The 2,882-nt window shown below is 73.1% G+C and carries 3 protein-coding genes; 1 reads left to right on the top strand and 2 read right to left on the bottom strand.

What is annotated here, in order from left to right; all coding sequences use genetic code 11:
* A partial coding sequence (locus tag ACWEQL_RS41985; RefSeq protein WP_452156818.1) for an LCP family glycopolymer transferase occupies positions 1-1,252 on the top strand: 1,252 nt, incomplete at its 5' end.
* 74 nt (positions 1,253-1,326) lie between these two features.
* On the opposite strand, the gene ACWEQL_RS41980 is transcribed toward ACWEQL_RS41985, so the two are convergent.
* Together ACWEQL_RS41980 and ACWEQL_RS41975 are read right to left on the bottom strand one after the other, a co-directional pair.
* Positions 1,327-2,547, bottom strand: coding sequence for a beta-ketoacyl-[acyl-carrier-protein] synthase family protein (locus ACWEQL_RS41980; RefSeq protein WP_452156816.1), 1,221 nt, complete (start codon positions 2,545-2,547; stop codon positions 1,327-1,329).
* Between the two features lie 257 nt (positions 2,548-2,804).
* Positions 2,805-2,882 (bottom strand): acyl-CoA dehydrogenase family protein (locus tag ACWEQL_RS41975; protein WP_380762877.1); only part of this gene is annotated, 78 nt, incomplete at its 5' end.

Below are 2,882 nucleotides of genomic sequence, written 5' to 3'. Positions count from 1 at the left end.
GCCGCTGCCCGCCTCGCTGAACCCGCGCGGACCGGGCGCCCCGGCGCCCCGGCCGTACGGGCAGCAGCCCCCGGCCGTCCCGGCGCAGGGCGGCCACGGGCAGGACGGTTACGGCCAGGACCCGCAGGGCTTCGGCCCGCCGCAGACGTACGGTCAGCCGCCGTCCGGCCAGCCGGTCCGGCCCGGTGTGCCGCCGCAGGGCCCGTCCCGCCCGGGCGGCCCGATAGCCCCCGGCGGCACCCGGCCGCCGTCCGCCGGCCCGTCCAACTGGCCGCGCCGGCGGATCGTCAAGTGGACGGTCCTCGGCCTGCTGATCGCGCTGATGGTGACGTCCGTGTCGACCTGGTTCTGGGCGGACTCCAAGCTCAACCACGAGAGCGTGCTCGCCGACTACCCGGGCCGGCCGGCCGCGGGCAAGGGCACCAACTGGCTGATCGTCGGCTCGGACAGCCGCAAGGGCCTCAGCGAGTCCGAGCAGGAGGACCTGCACACCGGACACAGCGGCGGCAAGCGCAGCGACTCGATGATGATCCTGCACATCGGGGACGACGGGAACACCCTGATGAGCATCCCGCGTGACTCCTGGGTACAGATCCCGGAGCACGTCAACGACTCCGGCAAGACCGTGAAGGCCACCACGGCGAAGATCAACGCCGCCTTCGCCTCCGGCGGCGGCAAGCTCCTCGCCAGGACCGTCGAGATGCGCACCGGCCTGCGCATCGACCACTACGCGGAGATCGGCTTCGCCGGCTTCGTCGGCATCGTCGACTCGGTCGACGGCGTGGACATGTGCATCGAGCAGGACGTCAAGGACAAGGACTCCGGTCTGGACCTCAAGGCCGGCTGCCAGACCCTGAGCGGCACCCAGTCGCTCGCCTTCGTCCGCCAGCGCCACCAGATGGCCGACCAGGACCTCGGCCGGATGCGCAACCAGCAGAAGTTCCTCGGTGCCCTGGCCAAGCAGGCGGCCTCGCCGACCACCCTGCTCAACCCGTTCACCTTCTACCCGCTGGTCTCCTCCGGCCTCGGCACCCTGATCGTCGACGAGGACGCCGGGCTGACCGACCTCGGCTCGCTCTTCCTCGCCATGAAGGACGTCAACGGCGGCAACGGCAGGAGCATCACCGTGCCGATCGCCGACCCGAACTTCCGGACCTCGACCGGCGAGTCCGCGGTGAAGTGGGACGACAAGAAGGCCGAGCAGATCTTCAACGCCTTCCGCAACGACACGGCCGTGCCCGACGTGAAGTAGCGTCCGGCGGGCAGGGGGTGGACCGTTCCGGCGGTCCACCCCCTTTCGTTCGGCCGGGGCGTGTCGGACACGCCCTACACCGCGGTGAACACCAGCGAGGCGTTGTGGCCGCCGAAGCCGAAGGCGTTGGTCAGCCCGGCCGTCGCCGCGGTGGGCCGCGGCCGTCCGGCGACCACGTCCAGCTCCACCGCGGGGTCGAGCTCATCGAGGTTGCGGACGGCCGGGACCACGCCGTCCCGCAGGGCCAGTACGGTCACCAGGGCGCCCAGCGCGCCCGCCGCGCCGAAGAGGTGGCCGGTCATCGACTTGGTCGCGGTGACCACGGGGTGGCGGCCCAGCGCCTCGACCACCGAACCGGCCTCGACCAGGTCGCCCAGCTGGGTGGAGGTCGCGTGGGCGTGCAGCAGGCCGATGTCCCGCGGCCCGAGCCCGGCCTCGCCCAGCGCCCGCCGCATCGCCCGTACCTGCCCCTCCGCGCTGGCAGCGGTGATGTGGACGGCGTCCGAGGTGACCGCGGCGCCGGCGAGCGCGGCGTGCGCACGGGCCCCGCGCGCGGTGGCGAAGGAGGCGCGCTCCAGGACGACGAGGGCGGCGCCCTCGCCGATCACGAAGCCGTCCCGGCCGACGTCGAACGGCCGGGACGCCCGGTCGGGCTCGTCGTTGCGGGTGGAGTGGGCCCGGGCCTGCGCGAAGCCCGCCATCGGCAGCGCGCACACACAGGCCTCGGCGCCGCCCGCGACCACCACGTCGGCGCGGCCCAGCCGGATCAGGTCCAGGCCCAGCGCGATCGCCTCCGCTCCGGAGGCGCAGGCGCTCACCGGGGTGTGCGCGCCGGCCCGGGCGCCCAGCTCGATGCTGACCCAGGCCGCCGGGCCGTTGGCCATCAGCATCGGCACGGTGTGCGGCGAGACCCGTCGGACGCCGGAGGCCTCCAGCACGTCGTCCTGCCCGAGCATGGTCAGCGCGCCTCCGGTGCCGGTGCCGATCACCACGGCCAGCCGCTCCGGGTCGACCTCCGGCGCCCCGGCGTCCGCCCAGGCCTCCCGGGCGGCGACCAGCGCGACCTGCTCGCAGCGGTCCAGCCTGCGGGCCCGCACCCGGTCCAGCACCTCGGTCGGTTCGACCGCGAGGCGGCCGGCTATCCGTACCGGCAGCCCGGCCGCCCAGTCCTCGGTGATCGCCGTGATGCCGGACCGCCCCGCCAGCATCGCGGCCCAGGTGGAGGGGGCGTCCCCGCCGAGCGGGGTGGTCGCCCCGAGGCCGGTGACCACCACACGGTTGGCGTCAGCACTCATCAAAGGGTCCTCCTCTTTATGGAAGATCTACAACCCGCCGAATCGATGCCGGCGGGTGAAGATCGGCTCACCACTCACCCTGTCAGCATGGTGACGCCGCCTCAGGTATCAGTGGCGACCGAATCGGACCATGAGTGCTTGTGAGGTTCCTCCAGCGTAAAGCCGTCGCAACGAAGGACGCGGCAAAGGCCGCGGCAAGGGAACGGCCCCCGACCCGGGGAGCGGGTCGGGGGCCGGACGGCCGAACGGCGGGCGCGCTACGGGAGGTTGCGGGCCATCACGATGCGCTGGATCTGGTTGGTGCCCTCGTAGATCTGGGTGATCTTCGCGTCCCG

Source organism: Kitasatospora sp. NPDC004240, assembly GCF_053603215.1.
This window is presented reverse-complemented; position numbering and strand designations above follow the sequence as displayed.

Excerpts from the sequence above, each read along its gene's own strand:
- ACWEQL_RS41980 (WP_452156816.1), bottom strand. The coding sequence starts at position 2,547 with ATGAGTGCTGACGCCAACCGTGTGGTGGTCACCGGCCTCGGGGCGACC.